Annotated in this window: 18 protein-coding genes; 9 read left to right on the top strand and 9 right to left on the bottom strand. The window is 47.5% G+C overall.

The window, feature by feature from the left end:
* Nucleotides 1-13 precede the first annotated feature (13 nt).
* The 4 genes from EBI00_RS10180 to EBI00_RS10165 are packed head-to-tail and all read right to left on the bottom strand — an operon-like array spanning nt 14 to nt 2,871.
* Entirely contained in the window at nt 14-742 is a 729-nt protein-coding gene (locus tag EBI00_RS10180; RefSeq protein WP_123095817.1) for an amino acid ABC transporter ATP-binding protein, read from the bottom strand.
* Nucleotides 729-1,379 carry an amino acid ABC transporter permease gene (locus EBI00_RS10175; protein ID WP_123095816.1) on the bottom strand — a complete coding sequence of 217 codons (651 nt, stop codon included), beginning with the start codon at nt 1,377-1,379 and terminating at the stop codon, nt 729-731. Before EBI00_RS10175 ends, EBI00_RS10180 begins: the two co-directional genes overlap by 14 nt.
* Before the next feature lie 24 nt (nt 1,380-1,403).
* Complete coding sequence (locus EBI00_RS10170) at nt 1,404-2,066, bottom strand: amino acid ABC transporter permease (RefSeq protein WP_123095815.1); 663 nt, start codon at nt 2,064-2,066, stop codon at nt 1,404-1,406.
* A 10-nt stretch (nt 2,067-2,076) separates the two neighbouring features.
* Nucleotides 2,077-2,871 carry a transporter substrate-binding domain-containing protein gene (locus EBI00_RS10165; protein WP_123095903.1) on the bottom strand — a complete coding sequence of 265 codons (795 nt, stop codon included), beginning with the start codon at nt 2,869-2,871 and terminating at the stop codon, nt 2,077-2,079.
* 324 nt (nt 2,872-3,195) lie between these two features.
* On the opposite strand from EBI00_RS10165, the gene EBI00_RS10160 reads away from it, so the two are divergent.
* From EBI00_RS10160 to EBI00_RS10130, 7 genes are all read left to right on the top strand, one after another.
* Nucleotides 3,196-4,014 carry a MurR/RpiR family transcriptional regulator gene (locus tag EBI00_RS10160; RefSeq protein ID WP_123095814.1) on the top strand — a complete coding sequence of 273 codons (819 nt, stop codon included), beginning with the start codon at nt 3,196-3,198 and terminating at the stop codon, nt 4,012-4,014.
* 126 nt (nt 4,015-4,140) lie between these two features.
* Nucleotides 4,141-5,337 (top strand): amidase, encoded by a 1,197-nt coding sequence (locus EBI00_RS10155; RefSeq protein WP_123095813.1) that lies wholly within the window; start codon nt 4,141-4,143, stop codon nt 5,335-5,337.
* Between the two features lie 47 nt (nt 5,338-5,384).
* A complete protein-coding gene (locus EBI00_RS10150) occupies nt 5,385-6,980 on the top strand; it encodes a gamma-glutamyltransferase family protein (protein ID WP_123095812.1) in 1,596 nt (531 codons plus the stop codon).
* A gap of 61 nt (nt 6,981-7,041) precedes the next feature.
* Nucleotides 7,042-7,860 carry a sulfite exporter TauE/SafE family protein gene (locus tag EBI00_RS10145; RefSeq protein WP_123095811.1) on the top strand — a complete coding sequence of 273 codons (819 nt, stop codon included), beginning with the start codon at nt 7,042-7,044 and terminating at the stop codon, nt 7,858-7,860.
* A 10-nt stretch (nt 7,861-7,870) separates the two neighbouring features.
* Entirely contained in the window at nt 7,871-9,091 is a 1,221-nt protein-coding gene (locus EBI00_RS10140) for a pyridoxal-phosphate-dependent aminotransferase family protein (RefSeq protein WP_123095810.1), read from the top strand.
* Complete coding sequence (locus tag EBI00_RS10135) at nt 9,091-10,347, top strand: allantoate amidohydrolase (RefSeq protein WP_123095809.1); 1,257 nt, start codon at nt 9,091-9,093, stop codon at nt 10,345-10,347. Before EBI00_RS10140 ends, EBI00_RS10135 begins: the two co-directional genes overlap by 1 nt.
* Nucleotides 10,348-10,606: 259 nt before the next feature.
* Nucleotides 10,607-10,972 carry a cupin domain-containing protein gene (locus EBI00_RS10130; RefSeq protein ID WP_123095808.1) on the top strand — a complete coding sequence of 122 codons (366 nt, stop codon included), beginning with the start codon at nt 10,607-10,609 and terminating at the stop codon, nt 10,970-10,972.
* A gap of 59 nt (nt 10,973-11,031) precedes the next feature.
* Here EBI00_RS10130 and puuE read toward each other — a convergent pair whose 3' ends face one another.
* The 4 genes from puuE to EBI00_RS10110 form a co-directional block, all read right to left on the bottom strand.
* Nucleotides 11,032-11,955 carry an allantoinase PuuE gene (gene puuE, locus EBI00_RS10125; protein ID WP_123095807.1) on the bottom strand — a complete coding sequence of 308 codons (924 nt, stop codon included), beginning with the start codon at nt 11,953-11,955 and terminating at the stop codon, nt 11,032-11,034.
* A 154-nt stretch (nt 11,956-12,109) separates the two neighbouring features.
* A complete protein-coding gene (gene eat, locus EBI00_RS10120) occupies nt 12,110-13,519 on the bottom strand; it encodes an ethanolamine permease (protein WP_123095806.1) in 1,410 nt (469 codons plus the stop codon).
* An 84-nt stretch (nt 13,520-13,603) separates the two neighbouring features.
* Nucleotides 13,604-14,521, bottom strand: coding sequence for an ethanolamine ammonia-lyase subunit EutC (eutC, locus tag EBI00_RS10115; RefSeq protein WP_123095805.1), 918 nt, complete (start codon nt 14,519-14,521; stop codon nt 13,604-13,606).
* Complete coding sequence (locus EBI00_RS10110; RefSeq protein WP_123095804.1) at nt 14,518-15,939, bottom strand: ethanolamine ammonia-lyase subunit EutB; 1,422 nt, start codon at nt 15,937-15,939, stop codon at nt 14,518-14,520. Before EBI00_RS10110 ends, eutC begins: the two co-directional genes overlap by 4 nt.
* 208 nt (nt 15,940-16,147) lie before the next feature.
* Between EBI00_RS10110 and EBI00_RS10105 the strand changes: the two genes are divergently transcribed.
* Nucleotides 16,148-17,110: a helix-turn-helix domain-containing protein gene (locus tag EBI00_RS10105; RefSeq protein ID WP_123095803.1), complete on the top strand. Its 963-nt coding sequence runs from the start codon at nt 16,148-16,150 to the stop codon at nt 17,108-17,110.
* Nucleotides 17,111-17,144: 34 nt separating this feature from the next.
* Here the strand turns inward: EBI00_RS10105 and EBI00_RS10100 are convergent, their stop codons facing one another.
* On the bottom strand, nt 17,145-18,107 hold the full coding sequence (locus tag EBI00_RS10100; protein WP_123095802.1) for an integron integrase: 963 nt from the start codon (nt 18,105-18,107) through the stop codon (nt 17,145-17,147).
* Nucleotides 18,108-18,464: 357 nt separating this feature from the next.
* On the opposite strand from EBI00_RS10100, the gene EBI00_RS10090 reads away from it, so the two are divergent.
* A complete protein-coding gene (locus EBI00_RS10090; protein WP_123095800.1) occupies nt 18,465-19,967 on the top strand; it encodes an ATP-dependent nuclease in 1,503 nt (500 codons plus the stop codon).
* The last annotated feature ends 25 nt before the right edge of the window (nt 19,968-19,992 follow it).

Below are 19,992 nucleotides of genomic sequence, written 5' to 3'. Positions count from 1 at the left end.
GATTTCCGAAACGTTAAAGCACGGCGCCCATAAACTGTTTCAGTTCGTCTGTCTGTGGGTTGGATAAGAGGGTTTTTGAATCACCTTGCTCCCAGACTTTGCCTTGGTGCATGAAGACAACTCGGCTACCTACGTCGCGGGCGAAGTTCATTTCATGAGTGACCAAGATTAAGGTCATGCCTTCTTTTGCTAATTGTTCGAGTACTTTTAATACTTCACCGACGAGTTCCGGATCGAGGGCTGAGGTAATTTCGTCACACAGCAAGACTTTGGGTGACATGGCCAGGGCGCGGGCGATGGCGACACGTTGTTGCTGACCGCCAGACAGTTTTTCTGGGAAACTGTCGAATTTCTCAGCCAGTCCGACTTTTTCTAGCATGGCGCGAGCGGTGGCTTCGGCCTCGGCTTTGCTTTTCTTCAACACAATGGTCGGTGCAAGCATGACGTTTTCGCCCACCGTCATATGTGGGAACAAGTTGAAGTTTTGGAAGATCATACCCACGCTTAGGGCAAGACGACGTACTTGAATGTCATCTGTGGTGACTTCTTTGCCATCCAGGGTAATGCCACCTTTTTGGTATTGTTCCAAACCATTAATGCAGCGTAATAGGGTGCTTTTACCTGAGCCGCTTCGACCTATGATGGAGACAACTTCACCGGCTTTAATATCAAGATCAATGCCCTTAAGAACATGATGATCGCCATAGTATTTATGGACTTGATGTAAGTTAACGAGAGACATTGAATTTTTTCTCCAAATGCTTGCTGTACAAAGACAGTGGATAACAGAGCATGAAATAAATCAGCGCGACCAGCGTAAAGACTTTAAAGGGTTCAAAGGTGGCGTTGTTTAGCATGGTGCCGACTTTAGTCAGTTCGACAAAACCAATCACCGACGCCAGCGCGGTACCTTTAATAACTTGTACTGAAAAACCCACGGTTGGCGCTGTCGCCACGCGAATCGCTTGCGGCAAGATAATAAAGCGCAAGGTTTGTAAGAAGCTCAAACCCAAACAACGGCTGGCTTCCCATTGGCCTTTTGGCAGTGTGTCGATACAGCCACGCCAGATTTCCACTAAAAAAGCGCTGGTAAAAAATGTCAGCGATAAAATCGCAGCGCCCCAAGCGGAGATCTCATAACCAAGCATGGATAAGCCAAAAAAGCACAAGAACATTTGCATCAGCAATGGCGTGCCTTGAAACAATTCCACATACATACGCACCAGAGTGCGCATGATTGCGTTGCGCGTTAAACGCATGGCGGTTAATGCGAGCGCGACGGTAGTACCACCGACAAACGCCGCGAGTGACAACAAAATCGTCCATTGTGTCGCAAACAATAAGTTGCGCAAAATGTCGTAGTTAGAAAATTCGATCATTGGGCTAGCCTCATGAGGTTGTCTTTATTGCACCGAACGATAAGCAAATAGGCGCTTTCCTAATGCGTTGAAAGCAAACCTCAACAAAATAGACAAGCCGAGGTACAACAGGGCCGTTACCAAATAGCTTTCAAAGGCGCGAAAATTACGCGACTGCACTAAGTTGGCAGCGTAGGTTAAGTCTTGCACGGAAATTTGCGAAATCACCGCCGAACCCAACATAACAATGATGCATTGGCTGGTGAGTGCAGGGTATATCTTTTCAAATGCCGGAATGAAAATCACCCGAGTGAGTGTTTGGCGAAAGTTTAAGCCCAGCACCTTCGCGGCTTCTACTTGGCCTTTGGAAATACTCGCAAGGCCTGCGCGAATAATTTCGGTACTGTACGCGCCTAAGTTAATGGTCAAAGCGATCATGCTGGCTTCCCAAGGGGATAACATAATGCCGATGGCGGGTAAGCCGAAAAAGATAAAAAATAATTGCACAATAAAGGGCGTGTTACGGATCAGTTCCACATAAACCGAGACGATTCGTTGGCCTGCGAGATTGCCGTATTGGCGTAGAGTCGCACAAGTTGTACCCAATGCTACGCCCAAAAAAGTGGTCAGCACGGTCAGTTCAACAGTGGTCATAAGACCACTGAAGAAGACGTCGCTGTATTGCAATAGATCAGAGAAATACAACATAACAAAACCCTTAAGCGCCAAAGCCTTTTGGAAGGGGGGCTTTTAGCCATTTCATGGAAATGTCATTGAGTTCACCCGATGCCAGGGCTTTTTGGATAAGCTCATTCACTTTGGCTTGAAGTGCGACTTCCCCTTTTGCCATGCCGATGTAGCAAGGCGAGTCTTTCAGCATGAATTTGTTCTCTGGGGCATGTTGTGGCTGACGATTGGCAATCTCAGCCGCCACCAAGTTACCTGTAGCGATTAAGTTTACTTGGCCAGATAAGTAAGCGGTTAGCGTGGTGTTGTTGTCTTCAAAACGGCGTACGTTAACGGATGTAGGCGCGTTTTTCTCCAATTCCAAGTCTTCCACTGAACCACGAGTCACACCAACCGTCTTACCGGCTAGCTGGCTGATGTCTGTCACGGCTACCTCTTTAGAGCCGAACACGCCTAAAAAGAAAGGCGCGTATGGCACGGAAAAGTCGATGGCTTTTTCACGCTCTGGGTTTTTCCCAAGGCTGGAAATCACCAAATCCACTTTTTTGGTTTGTAGATAAGGAATACGGTTGGCACTGGTGACGGGAACGATTTCGATTTTTACGCCCATCTCTTTAGCAATGTAGTTGGCCATGTCTACGTCAATGCCTTGTGGTTTCAAATCGGTACCGATAGAGCCAAAAGGCGGGAAGTCTTGAGGAACGGCAATGCGTATCAGGTTACGGTCTTTAATATCTTGTAAGACGTCAGCGCTGGCACTGAGTGCGCTGAAGCCAGCGGCAGCGATGATGACAGCTTTACTTAATAGTTTGCTCAATTTTTTCATGGTTGGGGTTCCTGTTTCGTTTTTGTGAATGCCTGAAACACAATTTGCAACACCCATGCCAATATGAAACAAAAGTTTCTCGATTATGGGTTTGTGTAACAAATCACAGCAAAAACGACGGAAAGTGCCTCGATATCAAGCTCGATCACGATAAGGCCAGGCGATGAAATAGGGCGTTCTGTTTTTATATTGTGCGCCAATATGGGGCGAAGTTGATTTTTTGGTGCAAGCGTCTCTAAGACGCCTAAAGTCGATAATCTAAGTTGGCAGCAGAATGATAATCCATTACCGTAGAGCAAAATATTTCCGAATTGAGGTTAATACGTGGCGACAAAGCAGGATGTGCTATCCCTGATCGAGCAGACTTACCCAACGCTGTCTCCCTCAGCGCGGTCCATAGCGAACTATTTACAACAGAACCCTTTGGCGATTGTGAGTCAAACCTCCGCCGAGATTGCGGAAAACACCCATACGTCAAAAGCGACCGTGAGTCGTTTTTTTCGTCAACTGGGTTATGAGTCCCAACAAGGTGCGAAGCAGGCGCAATTGGCGTTGCGCGAAAGTGGTGTGCCGATTTTCACCCAAGGTTCGTCCTTGGATCAAACGGCGCAAGAGCTGAAAAACTTGTCTTTGACCTTTGAAGGCTTGCGACCAGATACCCTGAACGAGATCAGCGAGCGCTTGGCCAATGCGAAACGCGTCACCTTGATTGGTTTTCGTAATGCGTATCCGTTGGCGTTGCATTTTCGTCAGCAGTTGCAACAAGTGCGTCATTCCGTTCGTTTGCTGCCGCAACCGGGTCAAACATTAGGGGAAGATCTACACGATATTCTCAATGATGAAGTGATTGTTTTATTGGGTTTTAGGCGCCGTACTCGTCAATTCAAAAAAATCGTTGAAGCCTTGCAAGGCCGAACGACGGTGTTGATTACTGACCCAACGGGACAGATTTATAATCAACAAGTCTCTCATGTACTCGTTTGCCATCTTGGTAATGAAAGCCCGTTCGACAGTTATGCCGCGCCAATGAGTCTAATCTCTATGTTGTGCAATCGCGTGTTTGGTTTTCTGGGTGATGCGGCGGGCCGTCAGACGCAGGCGATTTCGGCATTGTATGAAGATTTGGATGAGCTCGAACCGTAATTTTTTTAAAAGAAACTAACCCACACTGTTTGCGACATTTTTGCAGAAAAAAAAGAATTTCTTTTTGTTTCAGTTGACAGGTTGTTGAAACGATTGTTTCATATGTATTAATCAAGTGGAGGGCATATGAAACATTTCATGGTAGACAATCCTTTTTTGACACTCTCCAACGCCGTCTGGAGTGAGTCTGCGGTCACTGATAATGCTTTACCGTTAAGCGGTTTACGTTTGGCGGTGAAAGACTTGTTTCATATGGCGGGGCTGCCGACGTCTGCGGGTAATCCGACTTGGCTTGCCACTCATCCTATTCCGACAAAAACCGCGTCAAGTGTCGCTGCTTTGCTTAATGCAGGGGCAAATTTTTGCGGTAAAACTATAACGGACGAGTTGGCTTATAGCCTGAATGGCCAAAATATTCATTACGGAACACCCTCAAATCCGATGACAACCGATCGTCTCCCAGGCGGGTCGTCATCGGGTTCAGCGGTGGCGGTGGCGTCAGGCCTTGCTGATATTGGTTTAGGCACAGACACTGGCGGTTCGATTCGTGTGCCTGCAAGTTACAACGGATTATTCGGATTACGTCCGACGCATGGTGTTATTCCCGTTGATAATATGGTGGCGCTTGCGCCTTCTTTCGATACAGTGGGTTGGCTGACTAAAGATCTAAACACTTTAGAAAAAACCGCCAGTATTCTGTTGAAAAGTAAGCTACCAAAAGAATTTACTAACGTCTTGATTGCTATGAATTTAATGGGTCAAGTGGCCCATGTAAAAGAGTTAAAAGCTCAGCTACAAACATGGCGTGAACAAGGCCGTTTGTTAAATGAAGCCTCGCTTGTGATAGACACAATAGCATGGAAAACCAGTGAGACATTTCGTACCTTGCAAGGCGCGGAAATTTGGCAGGAACATGGTGATTGGGTCAATGAAGTTGCCGGTTTAGACAAAGACCGAGCGGTTTTCGCCCCCGATATTCAATTGCGCTTTGACTGGTGTAAAACCCTTTCCGAAGTCGATGTGGCGGCTGCGAAACAGCAAAGGAAGCACTTTAGCGATTGGTTAGAAAGTGCAATTCAAGATACAGTACTGATTATTCCGACTACACCTGGTATAGCGCCCTTGTTGAACGCCAATGAGGATGTGCTAGCGACCTATCGAAATCAGCTGATGGACATAACCGCTATAGCCGGGTTAGTCGGATTGCCACAGTTGCATTTGCCCGTCTGTACCCTAGACGGCGCGCCGTGCGGCTTGTCTTTAATCGGCTCAAAAGGCTCTGATTTGGCGCTCATTCGTTTTGCAAAAACCCTATTGCGCTAGGTTTTAACGAACCTTTTTTAGAGTAACCTTTTGAGAGTGATAACAAGATGAATAAAAATACGATCGCTTTTACGGCACCGCACTTTAAAGCCACAGAAGCGGGACAAAAAATCCTTGAGCAAGGCGGTACAGCGATAGAAGCCATGGTGGCTGCAGCGGCGACGATAGCCGTGGTGTATCCGCATATGAATGGCTTGGGTGGCGACGGTTTTTGGTTGATCAGTGAGCCTGAAAAAACACCAGTTGGCATTGATGCGTCTGGTAAAGCGGCGGAGTTAGCGACACTGGAATTTTACAGCGGTCACGACAGCATTCCCGCTCGTGGTGGGAAGGCCGCTTTGACTATGGCTGGCGCTGTTGCTGGTTGGCAAGAAGCCTTAGCAGTGAGTCAAGAATGGCAAACCGCCTCCAACGCACAAAACTTACCGTTATCAACCCTACTTGACGATGCGATTCAATTGGCGAAAAACGGCAGTGAGGCGACGAAAACCTACGTTGACGCCAGTAAGAAAACCTTTGTTGACTTAGTCAGTGTGCAGGGTTTCGCTGAGGCATTTTTAAACGCTGGTGGCATCTACGAACAAGGCGATATGTTGGCCTTGCCAGTACTGGCAAGAACACTAGAACAACTTGCTGAAAAAGGTTTAGACGATTTTTATCATGGTGATATTGCCACACGTTTGGCGAAAGATTTAGCCAGCGCAGGCTCGCCGATTCGCTTGGCGGATTTTCATTCTTATCAGGCAAAACGCGTAGAACCTTTGCAGGTCAAAACCAGCGTTGGCACTCTGTATAATTTGCCTGCACCGACGCAAGGTATCGCGTCTTTATTGATTTTGGCCTTGTATGACAAGCTTTATACACAGGGTAAAACCGCCACCGACATGGCGCATTTGTTGATTGAATGCACCAAGCAAGCCTTTATTGCCCGTAATCAATTTGTCACCGACGAATCGCGTTTAGCCATGGATTTGGCGTCTTTGCTGGATGATGAGCAATTGGAAAAAATGTGTCACGAGATTGCCTTAGAGCGTGCGCAACCTTGGCCACATCAAGCCAAACAGGGCGACACCATTTGGATGGGCGCGTGTGACAGTGAAGGCCGCATGGTCAGCTACATTCAGAGTTTGTATTGGGAATTTGGCAGCGGCGTAGTGAGTCCTGCCACTGGCATTGTGTGGAACAACCGTGGCTCGTCGTTTGCTTTGCAAAAAGGTTCTCTACAAGAGCTTGGTCCGAACCTCAAACCTTTCCATACGCTGAATCCGGCTTTTGCCGAATTAAACGATGGTCGTCGTATGAGTTACGGCACTATGGGTGGCGAAGGTCAGCCACAGACGCAAGCTGCCCTGTTTAGTCGTTATGTGTATCACAATCTGCCGTTGGATCAAGCTATCAGCGAAGGTCGTTGGTTGCTTGGTCGAACCTGGGGTGATGTCAGTCATAACTTAAGAATCGAACGAGATTTTGCTGATATCGCCGCCGAAGAATTGGTCGCACGTGGACACGATTTGGTGATCGTCGATGCGTGTAATGAATTAATGGGTCACGCTGGTGCGGTTGTGCTGCATCAAGACGGTCATACCGATGCGGCGACGGATCCACGCAGTGATGGTTCTGCCATTAGTGGTGCTTTGCGTTAATAGCACGGTTCGTTAGTCATACTTTTTTACGTAACAATCTCACTTAGGAGCAAACAGAAAGATGTCATTCATAATGGAAAACTATTCCATGATTCTCGCCATGATGGCCACGGGTGTGGTGGGCGGGATTTTAGCCGGCTTGTTAGGCGTTGGCGGTGGTATTGTTATCGTGCCGGTGTTGTTTTTCTTGTATCAAGGGTTAGGCGTGAGCGCGGATACGGCTATGTTGGTAGCGACGGCAACGTCATTGGCCACCATAGTTCCCACGTCGATCAGCTCGATTCGCTCTCACAACGCCAAAGGCAATGTGGATTTCGACTTATTGAAACGCTGGGGCTTTTTTGTCTTTTTAGGCGTGATGGTCGGCAGCTTTGTCGTGACACGCGTTGATGGCGAATGGCTGACGTTACTGTTCGGTATTATCGCCACCTTGTCGGCGCTCAATATGCTGTTAGGTAAAAAAGACAGTCTGTTCAAATCGTTACCCGGTACAGCAGGGCAAGGCGTGATGGCCAGCTGTGTTGGCTTTTTCAGCTCTATGGTGGGCATTGGTGGTGGTACGTTAACCGTTCCTATGCTGACTTTTTGTAATTATCCAGCACACCGTGCGGTGGGCACGGCCGCTGCAGTAGGTTTGATTATTTCTTTGCCTGCCGCTTTTATTATGTTGGCCTTCGGTCAAAGCCCAGAAGATTCCCCTTACGGAACCGTGGGATTAGTTAATGTGATTGGCGCCGCCTGCATTATTCCGCTGACGGTATTGTTTGCCCCCGTTGGCGCGGGATTAGCCCAACGTTTAGACGCCGCTAAATTGAAGAAAGTCTTCGCTGTGGTGTTGATTTTCACTGGCGTAAAAATGCTTTATCAAGTGTTAGGTTAGGAGATTATTCATGCAGCCACTTTCTTTTCCACCCAGACTATTAATGGGCCCAGGCCCGATTAACTGTTACCCGCGTGTGTTGACGGCGATGTCGACTCAGTTGGTGGGGCAATACGATCCCACCATGACCAGCTATATGAACGAAGTCATGGAACTGTATCGTCGCGTGTTTAATACCAAAAATCAGCAAACCTTTTTGATCGATGGTACCTCTCGTGCTGGCATCGAAGCGGCTTTGGTGTCTTGTTTAGAACCGGGCGATAAAGTCTTGATCCCTATTTTTGGTCGCTTTGGTCATTTGTTGGCGGAAATTGCCGAACGTGCCGATGCCGAGGTTCACACCATCGAAGTGCCTTGGGGCGAAGTCTTTGATCCACAGCAAATCGAAGACGCGATCAAAAAAGTACAGCCAAAATTATTGGCGATTGTACAAGGCGATACGTCGACCACTATGTTTCAGCCATTAGAAGAGCTAGGCGAGATTTGTCGCGCTCACGATGTGTTGTTTTACACCGATGCGACGGCGTCTATCGGCGGTAATCCGTTGGAAGTGGACGCGTGGAAAATCGACGCTGTGACGGTGGGATTGCAAAAATGTCTTGGCGGCCCATCGGGCAGTGCGCCGATTACTTTAAGCGATCGTTTTGTATCTTGTGTACGCAAACGTGCTCATGTGGAAGCGGGGATTCGTGATGCGCATCACCAAGGTTCGTCTGGTATGCGTATTCGCTCGAACTATTTTGATTTGCCAATGATCATGGATTATTGGGGTGACGAGCGTTTGAACCATCATACGGAAGCCGCAACCATGTTGTTTGGTTCTCGTGAATGTGCGATTCAGCTACTTAACGAAGGCCAAGATGCGGTAATTCAGCGTCATCAGTTAGCAGGCGAGGCCATGCTACAAGGCGTTCTAGCCTTGGGATTGAAGCCATTTGGTAACTTGAAACACAAGATGACCAACGTAGTGGGTGTGTATATTCCTGACAACATTGATGGCGAAAAAATTCGCCATGATCTGCTGAACATTTTTAACATTGAAATCGGCACCAGCTTTGGCCCATTAAAAGGCAAGGTTTGGCGTATTGGTACCATGGGTTATAACGCTCGCCAAGACGCGGTGTTGCATACATTGCAGTCGCTTGAAACCGTGCTGCGTCGTGCAGGGTTTGCGTTACCAGCAGGCGCGGCAGTGGATGCGGCGATGGCCGTTTACAGTGGAGAAAAGTAATGAATGGTGGTCTAGGAATTGACAGTCTAAAGATTGATTATAACAAACTCGCTCAGTTGGTCATGAACCGCTGCGACGAACTGGGCAAAATCAGTCAAAGCGACACTTGCCTAGATCGTCGTTATCTCACCAAAGAACATCAGCAAGCCAATGGATTGGTGGGCGGTTGGATGCAAGACGCAGGTATGCAAACCTGGCAGGATGAAGCGGGGAATCTTTGGGGACGCTGGCAAGCCGCTAACCCAGAGGCACCGCGTTTTATCATGGGTAGTCATTTGGATACTGTGCCAAATGGCGGCAAATATGATGGCATGTTAGGCGTGATTACGCCTGTGACCTTGATCGCAGCGATGAACCAAGCCGGTATTCGTCTGCCGTTTCACCTTGATGTGGTGGGATTTGGTGACGAAGAAGGCACGCGTTTTAGTTCGACCTTGTTAGGCAGTCGAGCACTGACAGGCCAATGGCCAGCGAGCTGGGCGGATGTAAAAGACAGCGACGGCATTAGCTTATCGCAAGCGCTTAAATATTTCGGCTCGGACTTTGCGAGCATTCCCAATGCCGCTATCGCAACCGACAACTTACTGGGTTACCTTGAGCTGCATATTGAGCAAGGGCCGGTGTTAGAAAATCTGGATTTGCCCGTTGGCGTGGTAAGTGCCATCGCTGGGGCAAAACGCTTTGAATTTAACATTACTGGCATGGCGGGGCACGCGGGCACAGTACCGATGAATCTGCGTCAAGATGCCCTTTGTGCGAGCAGTGAGATGATTCTTGCAGTGGAAAAAGTCGCACAGAATCACGGCATTGTTGCCACTGTCGGACGTATTCAAAATCGTCCCAATGGCGTGAACGTCATCTCTGGTAACACGGGATTTTCTCTCGATATCCGCAGCGAATTTGATGACAAACGCGACATAGCTCTCGACGAAATATTGCTAGAATTAGAAGCCATTGCTGCACGTCGTAATGTGCGTATTGAACGCAAAGCCACTCATGCCGCCAACGCTGTGCATTGTGATGCCAAATTGCAAAGCGTGCTACGCAATGCTATCGAAACACAAAATATCCCAGTACATACTCTATTCTCTGGAGCGGGACACGACGCTATGGCGATTGCCGATATTTGTCCTGTGGCCATGTTGTTTGTGCGTTGCGATAAAGGCATTAGTCATCATCCAGCGGAAGCCATTGATACACCAGATGTGGCCGTAACCTTAGCGGTGCTTAGCCAGACATTACAGAGTTTGGCCTAACGGTTTTGTGGGGCTATTCAGAATCACGCCTCGCTCGCGAGTGTACGCGAAAGTAGCTCCCCAGTAACGTTTCGCTCCCCGAGCAAGCTCGAAGAATCGCTTTCACGTTATTCTGGGGGCTAGCCTTCTTCGGTTAAAAGCTTCAATGCATTTAATTGGCGCTGACGTGTCGAGGAACGAGACAATGCGCAAGCCAATTGAATTGCATGGACGCTTATTACTACGCTAAATAGAATTACGGCAAATAGAGGAATATTCGATGCAATTTACGCGCATTTTTAACGATGATCAGGGCAAGAGTCACTTTGGTGATTTAACGATAGATGTCCGCGATGGTGGTCCAATTGGCTTTTTGTCGGAGCGTTTTCCAGCGGGTGAGATGATCTTCCGTGAAACGCCTAGTGATTATGATTTCAAATGGCATCCAGCACCGCAGCGTCAATTATTGTTCATCATCAAAGGTCGTTGTGAGTTTAAAGTATCGTCCGGGGAAACCCGTCAGTTTGGCGCGGGTGATGTTGTCTTGCTAGAGGATACAGAAGGCGAAGGCCATTGCAGTAAAGCCTTGTTTAACGAAGTTCGTCACTCGATTTTTGTGACTGTGCCGGAATATGTGACTTTTTAGCGTGTTTATATCAAAGAATGGCGACGCCTTTAAGAAGGAAGCGTCGCCATTCTTTATGGCTAAACAGGCGAATGATGTTCCATCCAATGATCGGCGATGTCCTCGCGGCGGGCAATCCAGACTTGGTCGTGGGATTGTACATAGTCTAGGAATTTCTTTAATGCCATGAAGCGGCTGGGTTTGCCGAGTGTTCGACAATGCATGCCGATAGACATCATTTTCGGTGCGGTGGCGCCTTCTTCATACAAACAATCAAAATTGTCTTTCAGGTATTGGAAAAATTCTTCCCCGTGGTTAAAGCCGTATGGCGAAGAAAACTTCATGTCGTTGCAGTCAAGCGTGTAAGGCACGATCAGATGCGGTTTGCTACCCCCATCTGGCGTATCAACTTTTACCCAATAGGGTAGGTCGTCGCCGTAGTTGTCTGAGTCGTATTTAAGTTGCGCTTGCTCTGCGACCAAGGCACGAGTGTTTGGTGAGTCGCGTCCTGTGTACCAGCCAACGGGTTTAACCCCAGTGACTTCTTCGATTAGGGCGAGTGCTTGTTGCATGTGCTCGCGCTCTTGCTCAATCGGCATTTCCTGATAATGAATCCATTTTAAACCATGGCAGACAATCTCGTGTTTTCCTTCAACAAAGGCTTTTGCCACTTCTGGATTGCGTTGTAATGCGGTGGCAATGGCAAAAACAGTCAGTGGTAAGCCGCGTTTTTCAAATTCGTTAAGTATGCGCCACACGCCAGTGCGAGAACCGTACTCGTAGAGCGATTCCATGCTCATATGACGATCTTTAAAAGGCTGCGCCCCAAATATTTCTGATAGAAAGGTTTCTGCGTGTTCATCGCCGTGTAAGACGCAGTGCTCACCGCCTTCTTCAAAGTTTAAAACAAACTGGACTGCAATTCGGGCGTTGTTGGGCCAGTTAACGTTTGGCATCCCTTGGCGACCATAGCCGGCGTAATCGCGTTCTAAATAGTGTTTCATGGTGTGTGTTCCATTATTTGTATGTCATTGTTTTTTGATGCAATTAGCGTGCAAACAATGCAGCGGAGAGCCATTTAAAAAAGCCCTGCATTAAAGTAATGCAGGGCTTTTAAGGGCACTGTATGATGGCGCTTAGTCGCGCGTTGACGTTTTATTAGGGCGAGGTAGTCACAAGATCGGCTTCAGCCGCGGCTAACATGTCGAACTCTTCTTCTGGGGTTTTCGCCACAAGGCGGTTTTTGCTGTACAAGAAGTAGTAAGCTGCGCCGATGGCGAATAAGACTAGCGTGTAGAAAAACGCGCGTGGGTCGTAAGCGTAAACACCAGTCAAAGCCAATAGCGATAAGACAAAGGCGATAGACGAGGTGAAAATACCGCCCGGTGTTTTATAAGGACGTTCCATGTTTGGCTGTTTGATGCGAAGCAAAATGTGGCTTAGTGCCATCAAAGCATAAGACACCGTCGCGCCAACCACGGCCATGGCAAGCATAAGATCGCCTTCGCCTGTCAAAGAAGCCAAGAAGCCCAAAATACCCGGTACGATCAAAGCACGAGCAGGGACTTTACGTTTGTCCGTCACTGACAAGCTTTTTGGGAGATAGCCCGCACGAGACAGAGCAAAGACCAAGCGGCTGTAGCCGTAAATAATAGAGAAGAAAGACGCGATTAAGCCAGCAAGACCCAATACGTTGACTACGGTAGCGAGCGTGCCGTGTCCAGCGAAGTTAAGCGCGTCAACCAATGGCACGGCGCTCTTACCCATCGCATCGGCGCCTGCAGCACCGGCTAATAAAAACACCACCAAAAGTGCGGTAAACAGTAAGAAGATCATCGCGCCGATAATGCCTTTTGGCACGTCTTTCGCTGGATCTTTGGCTTCTTCTGCGGCTAAAGGAACACCTTCCACTGCCAAGAACAACCACATACCAAATGGCAATGCGGCCCAAATACCATACCAACCCATTGGCATAAATTCAGACGCGCCAACGGCATCAGTGACAGGCACATCAAATAAACGACTGCTATCAAAATCACCAATCAGCGCCACCGCGGTGGCTAGAATGGCAATTACTGCCAAACCACTGATCACCATCATGACCTTGAGCGCTTCGCCTGCACCGGCTAAATGAATGCCGATAAAGACCAGATAAAACGCGGCGTAGACCCAAGGTCCATTAAAGCCTAACAAGGCTTCTACCGCAGAACCGATAAAAATCACAATGGCGGCAGGCGCCAAAGCGTATTCAATTAATACCGCCAGACCGGTCAAATAACCGCCCGTTGGCCCCATTGCTTGACGTGCAAAACTGTAGCCGCCACCCGCCGCAGGGATCGCCGCCGACATTTCCGCCAAGGCCAAAACCAGCGTGAAATACATCACCGCCATCAGCCCTGCCGCAATAGCGAATCCGCCCCAGCCCGCTTCGGCGATGCCAAAGTTCCAACCAGCGAAGTCTCCTGAAATAACATAAGACACGCCCAAGCCCGCAAGCAGAATCCAGCCCGCGGAGCCTCTTTTCAACTGGCGCTTGGCCAGGTATTCCTTATCAATGTGATCAGTCATAGTGGTTCCTTTTGTGAGTATTTGCTTTTAATTATTATTCTTGATGCTGTTTGGTTTGAGAGTATTAAGTGTGGTGTCTTTTCCTTAAGTAATGAGAAAGTTTTTTGATTCTTTGCTCGTGTCCATAATGAGGTCGTCGTCGGACCTGTCTTTTAGCTTGACGCCAGACAGCTTTAAGGTCCGCGCTTCGGTTAATAGATAAAAAGCCTTGCGTGCGGCTTCTTGGTAAACCAAGCCCGCTGGGCGAACGTTGGAAATGCAGTTACGGTAGGCATCGGTATAACCCACCTTGCCGCCCCAAGTGAGGTACAAACCTAAACTGTCGGGAGAGCTTAACCCTGGGCGTTCACCAATCAACACCAGGACGCATTTAGCGTTTAAACGCTCACAGATATCGTCACCAATGGCAACGCGGCCTTGCTCAACCAAACACAAGGGCGCGATATGCCAAGGCGCATGCTTGTTGGTGTTCGTCTTTGTGTTGCTCTTAGTGTTGCTTTTGTTAGTGGCGTTAGTGTCGAGATGAGCAAACAACGCCTGCAAAAATGGCAAGGTGTTTTGTTCAATCGCCAAAGAAGACAAGCCGTCAACAATAGCAATGGCAAGATCGTATTCTGCTGTGTTCTCGGCGCTGTGTTGATCCAAAATATGCGCCGAATGCTCATCGAGTCGGCGGCCATAATCGGGGCGTTGCAAATAGGTGGCTCGATCGGTTGCACGGCTGTGTAACAGAAAAGGAGCCGCGTTTGGTGCCCATGCTTGCGCAGATAACTCTTCGGCTAGGCGTTTCGCGTCCAGCTGCGTGTGAACCGCATCAATGGCTTGCGCATGGGCAAGCTGAAACGCCAGCAAATGCTTAGTGGGCACACTGATGCCAGAACGACCAAGACCCACTCGAGCATCGGTAAAGGCATTGAGTTTGCTCCACGCATTTTCTGTAACGGGCTCCGTATGTGGGTGTGTTGGGAACGATTTATCCGAATGAGTGGTGTCTTGGCTCATGACTTGCCTCCAATCATTTTATGCAGTGACTTATGAAACGCATCCGGCAGCTGGTGGTTGAGGATGAACTGCTCGTTGTTTTTGAAGATTTCCATTTTGGCTAACCAGAGATCAAACTCCGGAGCTGGCTTGAGGCCAAGCGCTCGGCGTGCATACAGGGCATCATGAAACGAGGTGGTTTGGTAGTTCAACATGATGTCGTCTGAACCCGGAATGCCCATCACAAAGGTACAGCCAGCGACACCTAAAAGTGTCAATAAATTATCCATGTCGTTTTGATCGGCCTCAGCGTGATTGGTGTAACAAACATCACACCCCATAGGCAGGCCAAGTAGCTTGGCGCAAAAGTGGTCTTCCAACCCCGCACGGGTGATTTCCTTGCCATCGTACAAATATTCAGGGCCGATAAAGCCAACCACGGTATTCACTAACAAAGGGTTAAATTTACGTGCTACCGCATAAGCGCGGGCCTCACAGGTTTGCTGGTCTAAACCGTGGTTGGCATTCGCCGACAGCGCACTGCCTTGGCCCGTTTCAAAATACATGACGTTGTTGCCAACCGTGCCGCGTTTCAGCGACAAGGCCGCGTCTTGCGCTTCGGCCAGTGTGGCAAGATTAAAACCAAAACTGTCGTTGGTTGCTTGGGTGCCACCAATGGACTGGAACACCAGATCCACGGGCGCGCCTTGCTCGATACATTCGATGGTGTTAGTCACATGCGTAAGCACGCAAGACTGAGTGGGAATCTCATAATGCTGGATCACTTCGTCCATCATCTTGATCAAGCGCGTGGCTTGCTGCACGTTGTCCGTGGCGGGGTTGATGCCAATCACAGCGTCGCCATTGGCGTACAGCAAACCGTCTAACATACTGGCCGCGATGCCGGTTAAATCATCAGTGGGGTGATTCGGCTGCAAGCGCGTCGACAAATGGCCTGGCAAACCAATGGTGTTGCGAAACGCGGTTTTCACATGGCATTTCTTGGCGACCAGGATCAAATCTTGATTGCGCATTATCTTACTCACCGCCGCCGCCATTTCAGGCGTCACGCCCGAACGAATTGACGTCAGCACTTCGCTGGTGGCCAAATCGCTGAGTAACCAATCACGAAAGCCCCCCACGGTAAGATGTGAAATAGGCGCAAAAGCCTGCTTGTCATGATCGTCGAGTATTAACCGAGTGATCTCATCGTCTTCGTAGGGAACAAGCGCTTGCTGAAGAAACAGTTTGAGGGGCACATCTGCTAACGTAATTTGGGCAATGGCGCGCTCTTCTGCGCTGTGGGCGGCCACCCCCGCAAGGCGATCGCCTGAGCGAGCCGGTGTCGCCTTTGCCATCAGATCAGCAAGATCAACGAAACCAAACGTCCGCTCACCCAAAATATGACGAAATTGATAAGAAGAATGTGGATGACTCATAACCGTTACTCACATCTAGTCTAAAAAAGGGTAGGCCAAAAATTAATCATTGAAAAAGGCCTAAGTTTTGCTATTACTAACGGTACGTCGTTTTATAAGTGGGCGTTATCGAATAATGGCAAACATTGATTAGTGTATATTTTTCAATGATTTAGGTTTTTATCTTGATGTTTTTCAATGATTAGAAGAAAAAAAGACAGGCAGTGAAATGTTGAATTCAATGATGAATGCACCAAAAGAGAGCGGTATTTTACGTGTATCCGAAGCCTATGATGCGGATTTGCACGCCAACAATTTAACGAATTGGCAGCAAGAATACGATCAAACTAGCCGTGGGCGATTCTATGGCCGGATTACCGAACTACCGTTAGAAGGGTTGCAAGTCTTCTGCGAACACACCAGTCAGGCATTGCAGCAAAAATGCGTGGTATGGCCAGATTCTGTCTGGCTTGGGATCCCGCTGTCAGGTCAAGAAGAAAGCCGAATCAATGGTCTAACCATCAAGACCAACACCATCATGTGCCAGCCAGGCAATTGTGATTTTCAACTTTCCACCCCTCAAGATTATGATTTGTATGGCTTAGTAGTGGATAAGTCATCACTGATTCAGATTGCCTCCATACACGGCATAGAACTGAATTGGGAACAACTGACCCAATATGGTCGCTTAGGCGTACCAGACAAAACGTTGGACGAAGCGCGTTTTTTACTGGCGCGTTTACTGGCACCGCAAAACCAAGTCACCTCGCCACGTCTACAGCAAGACATAGTGATGATGGCCTTGTTAGAAGTATTAAAAGTCGAAACCCCGCAGCCCGCCAAAACACCCAGTTACCCCCATCGAAAACGCGTCGTTGATTGCACACGGCAGTTTTTAGACCACCACCTTGACGAAGCCGTGACCGTCACTCAGCTGTGCGAAAAAGCCAACGTCAGCCGCCGAACTCTGCAATACAGTTTTGAAAGCATCCTTGGCATCAGCCCCATCCAATACCTACGCGTTAGCCGCTTAAACGGCGTACGTCGCGCCCTTGTCAAAGCCGACAAAAGCCAATCCGTCAGCGATATCGCTGCCCAATGGGGATTCTGGCACCTAAGCCAATTTGCACAAGACTACAAACAACTCTTTGGCGAAAGCCCGTCTACCACACTCGCAGGGCTAAATGGTTGAGTAAAAAGCGATAACAGCTTCCACACTCCTTATGTCATAAAATTTGATCAAGAGGGCTATTTGTTCCTGCAAAATGCTGTCCTATAACATGGGTATAAATTTGTGTTGTCGACACATCGTTATGGCCTAACAGCTCTTGAACCGTTCTTATGTCTCGCCCTGCCATGAGTAAATGAGTTGCAAAAGAGTGGCGGAAAGTATGGCAATTAACTCTTTTTTCATTGATCCCTGCCTTGTTGACCGATTTTTTCAATGCTTTACGAGGTACTGAATCATGCAAATGGTGCCTGCATAGTTCACCAGTCACAGGGTGCGGACTAATTGATGTAGAGGGAAATAAAAACATCCAACTCAATTGACGAAAGGCGTTTGGGTACTTTTTAGACAGCGCAAAGGGCAAAGAAGGGCCATATCCCTTGGCGTTGTCATCTTGTTGAATTTGTTGTGCATAGGCTTTTTGCTTGTTTAACGCCTCGGCTAACTTACGGCTCAGAATGGTGGTTCTGTCTTTATTACCCTTACTGCACCTTACCGCCAAACTGCCCTGATCCAAATTAATATCTTGAATGCGAATACGCAAACATTCACTAACCCTAAGCCCCGATCCATACAGCAATGAAAAAATCAAATGGTCCCGTTCATTCAAACAGCTTAGTATTTTCTGAATCTCGTTAGCGGCTAAAACAATGGGCAGACGTCGACCTTGCTTAGCATGCTGAAACCCTAAATCCCCCAATGGTTGATCCAGTAACTTGTTGTACAAAAAGGCGGGGGCATTCAAGGCAGATTTTTGGGTGTTAATGGCGACATGTTGCTCCACTGCCAGAAATGATAAAAATGCTCTTACTTCTTCTGCGCCCATGTTTTGTGGGTGTTGCAGCTTATGGAATCGAATAAAATATTTAATCCAATACAGGTAAGACTTCTCTGTTTTTAAGCTATAGCCACGTAGCCGCAGCTCATTACGAATAAAATTCATAAAAGGACTAGAAGACATCACACATTCCTTGTGGATAATTGATTTAAGGCTGTACAAATATACAGTTTATTTTTTTGATTGCCAATTATTGGCACGCTTTGCCTAAAAAACAATCACATTTTTGCCCGTTTGTACTGGCAGCAAGCCAGAAAGTCTTTTAGTATCAATCAACAACATAAAACCCAGCCCATATAACGCGCTGTGGATAAATGTGTAAACCCGCACGCTCGGATTTTCAATTAACCAGCCTGTGGGAAAGGTTAAAAAGTGCCATAGAATCAGTTTTTTATAGGGATTTATATGGAAATTAAAAACAGTGCAGTTGCGCATGCGCATTATTAAAATGTTATACGCAATTCATGAAGTGGATAATAAATGAGAGTTGAATTAGAAAATCTGAAAGGAATCTCCAATCTCGAATTTGATATTCCGAGTGCTGGGCTCTGGCTTCTCACCGGCTTAAACGGCTCGGGGAAAACTAGCCTGCTAGCCGCCTTATATCGAATAAGGCATGGCCGCGCCTTTCAAGACCACTACAAAACCACCGCTATGCAAGAAAGATTGGATACGTTTAATGATGCGAAAGTACGGTACAAAATTAACGGACAAGAAGTCACATACTCCTATGGAGGAAAACGCTGGCCACCAACACCAAGGAGTAACGCAAATATCCTCTCCCAGTTTCCATATCCAAGCATTCATTTTATTCAAGCAGATGGAAGCAGAGTAGAGCCGTATGCGGAAGAAATAATTCCAAGGCGAATTAATCAGGCAAATAATGATATTACAGACTTCCTAACTTCCGTCCTTCACGACAATAAGTGGAATGGCTTAAAGTTCGTTAACACCAGAAGAGGGACAGGAAACCAAGCATTTCTATTACCGTACAGAGCAGGAAGAGAAACCCATTACTATTCAGAAAAAAACTTTAGTCTTGGCGAGTTATGCGTGCTTAAACTCGCCCAGAAAATGTCTACCGCTGAAAACAACTCATTAATCTTAATTGATGAAGTTGAGATGGCCTTGCATCCTCAAGCTCAAGTAAGGCTGCTAAATAAGATAAATCAAATAGCCACAAACAAAAACTTAACAGTTATATTCTCTACGCACTCATCAACTCTGATAAAAAATATCAACAGAAGAAACATCATTTTCATTTCCAGAGATGAACAAGGGTCGTACACAACAAAAACAAATGTATTTCCGGCGCAAGTTCTTGGTGAAATCGCATTTGACGAAGAGGTCAAAAGCGACTTCATATTTTTTGCCGAAGATGAAGAGGCAAAATTATTACTTGAGCAACTTTGCGGAAAGTTTGAGGAAAACAGGAATACCCATAAGCCAATGTACAAAGTTGTGCCCGTTGGTGGCTACTATCAAGTCATGCAGATGCTAGAAAGATCAGCGTTAATTATCCCAACCCACGTTAAGCGCCATGTTTTCTTGGATGATGATGTCCGAACTGAGGCAATACCAGCAGCCAGAAGAAATGACACTCGGTCTATAACAGATTTATATGGTCGGGTCATGAACTCTGTTTCGTTCCTTCCATGCACGCCAGAGATTGGCGTTACAGACATGTTAGAGGCTTTTCATTCAAACATGAACGTCAATGAACTGATTGTCGAATTTTATGGGACAACCGTAAATCTAGACAACCATATCATGCTCCCTAGATATCAGAACATTACTGGAGATTCGCCACGAAAGGTGGCGAAAAGCAAACTAGACTCAATCGTAGAATACATTCGCAATTCTTGTGGAACTGATGAAACCACAATTCGCAGAGTTCTATATCGCAAATATATAGATCACCTATATTCTGGCGGCATTGGTCCTCTTATGGCCCTTTTAGGGCCCGTATTTAATGCGCGGTAGTGCGCGTACAACAAATCGCTCAAGT

Origin of the sequence: Marinomonas hwangdonensis, from assembly GCF_003721245.1 — a bacterium.
In the GTDB taxonomy this organism is placed as follows: domain Bacteria; phylum Pseudomonadota; class Gammaproteobacteria; order Pseudomonadales; family Marinomonadaceae; genus Marinomonas; species Marinomonas hwangdonensis.
Note: the sequence above shows the minus strand (reverse complement) of the source record. Positions and strands in the feature narration are given on the sequence as shown.

Excerpts from the sequence above, each read along its gene's own strand:
- EBI00_RS10145 (WP_123095811.1), top strand. The coding sequence starts at position 7,042 with ATGTCATTCATAATGGAAAACTATTCCATGATTCTCGCCATGATGGCC.
- EBI00_RS10170 (WP_123095815.1), bottom strand. The coding sequence starts at position 2,066 with ATGTTGTATTTCTCTGATCTATTGCAATACAGCGACGTCTTCTTCAGT.
- EBI00_RS10150 (WP_123095812.1), top strand. The coding sequence starts at position 5,385 with ATGAATAAAAATACGATCGCTTTTACGGCACCGCACTTTAAAGCCACA.
- EBI00_RS10100 (WP_123095802.1), bottom strand. The coding sequence starts at position 18,107 with ATGTCTTCTAGTCCTTTTATGAATTTTATTCGTAATGAGCTGCGGCTA.
- EBI00_RS10130 (WP_123095808.1), top strand. The coding sequence starts at position 10,607 with ATGCAATTTACGCGCATTTTTAACGATGATCAGGGCAAGAGTCACTTT.
- EBI00_RS10110 (WP_123095804.1), bottom strand. The coding sequence starts at position 15,939 with ATGAGTCATCCACATTCTTCTTATCAATTTCGTCATATTTTGGGTGAG.
- puuE (WP_123095807.1), bottom strand. The coding sequence starts at position 11,955 with ATGAAACACTATTTAGAACGCGATTACGCCGGCTATGGTCGCCAAGGG.
- eat (WP_123095806.1), bottom strand. The coding sequence starts at position 13,519 with ATGACTGATCACATTGATAAGGAATACCTGGCCAAGCGCCAGTTGAAA.
- EBI00_RS10175 (WP_123095816.1), bottom strand. The coding sequence starts at position 1,379 with ATGATCGAATTTTCTAACTACGACATTTTGCGCAACTTATTGTTTGCG.
- EBI00_RS10155 (WP_123095813.1), top strand. The coding sequence starts at position 4,141 with ATGAAACATTTCATGGTAGACAATCCTTTTTTGACACTCTCCAACGCC.
- EBI00_RS10090 (WP_123095800.1), top strand. The coding sequence starts at position 18,465 with ATGAGAGTTGAATTAGAAAATCTGAAAGGAATCTCCAATCTCGAATTT.
- eutC (WP_123095805.1), bottom strand. The coding sequence starts at position 14,521 with ATGAGCCAAGACACCACTCATTCGGATAAATCGTTCCCAACACACCCA.
- EBI00_RS10180 (WP_123095817.1), bottom strand. The coding sequence starts at position 742 with ATGTCTCTCGTTAACTTACATCAAGTCCATAAATACTATGGCGATCAT.
- EBI00_RS10140 (WP_123095810.1), top strand. The coding sequence starts at position 7,871 with ATGCAGCCACTTTCTTTTCCACCCAGACTATTAATGGGCCCAGGCCCG.
- EBI00_RS10135 (WP_123095809.1), top strand. The coding sequence starts at position 9,091 with ATGAATGGTGGTCTAGGAATTGACAGTCTAAAGATTGATTATAACAAA.
- EBI00_RS10105 (WP_123095803.1), top strand. The coding sequence starts at position 16,148 with ATGTTGAATTCAATGATGAATGCACCAAAAGAGAGCGGTATTTTACGT.
- EBI00_RS10165 (WP_123095903.1), bottom strand. The coding sequence starts at position 2,871 with ATGAAAAAATTGAGCAAACTATTAAGTAAAGCTGTCATCATCGCTGCC.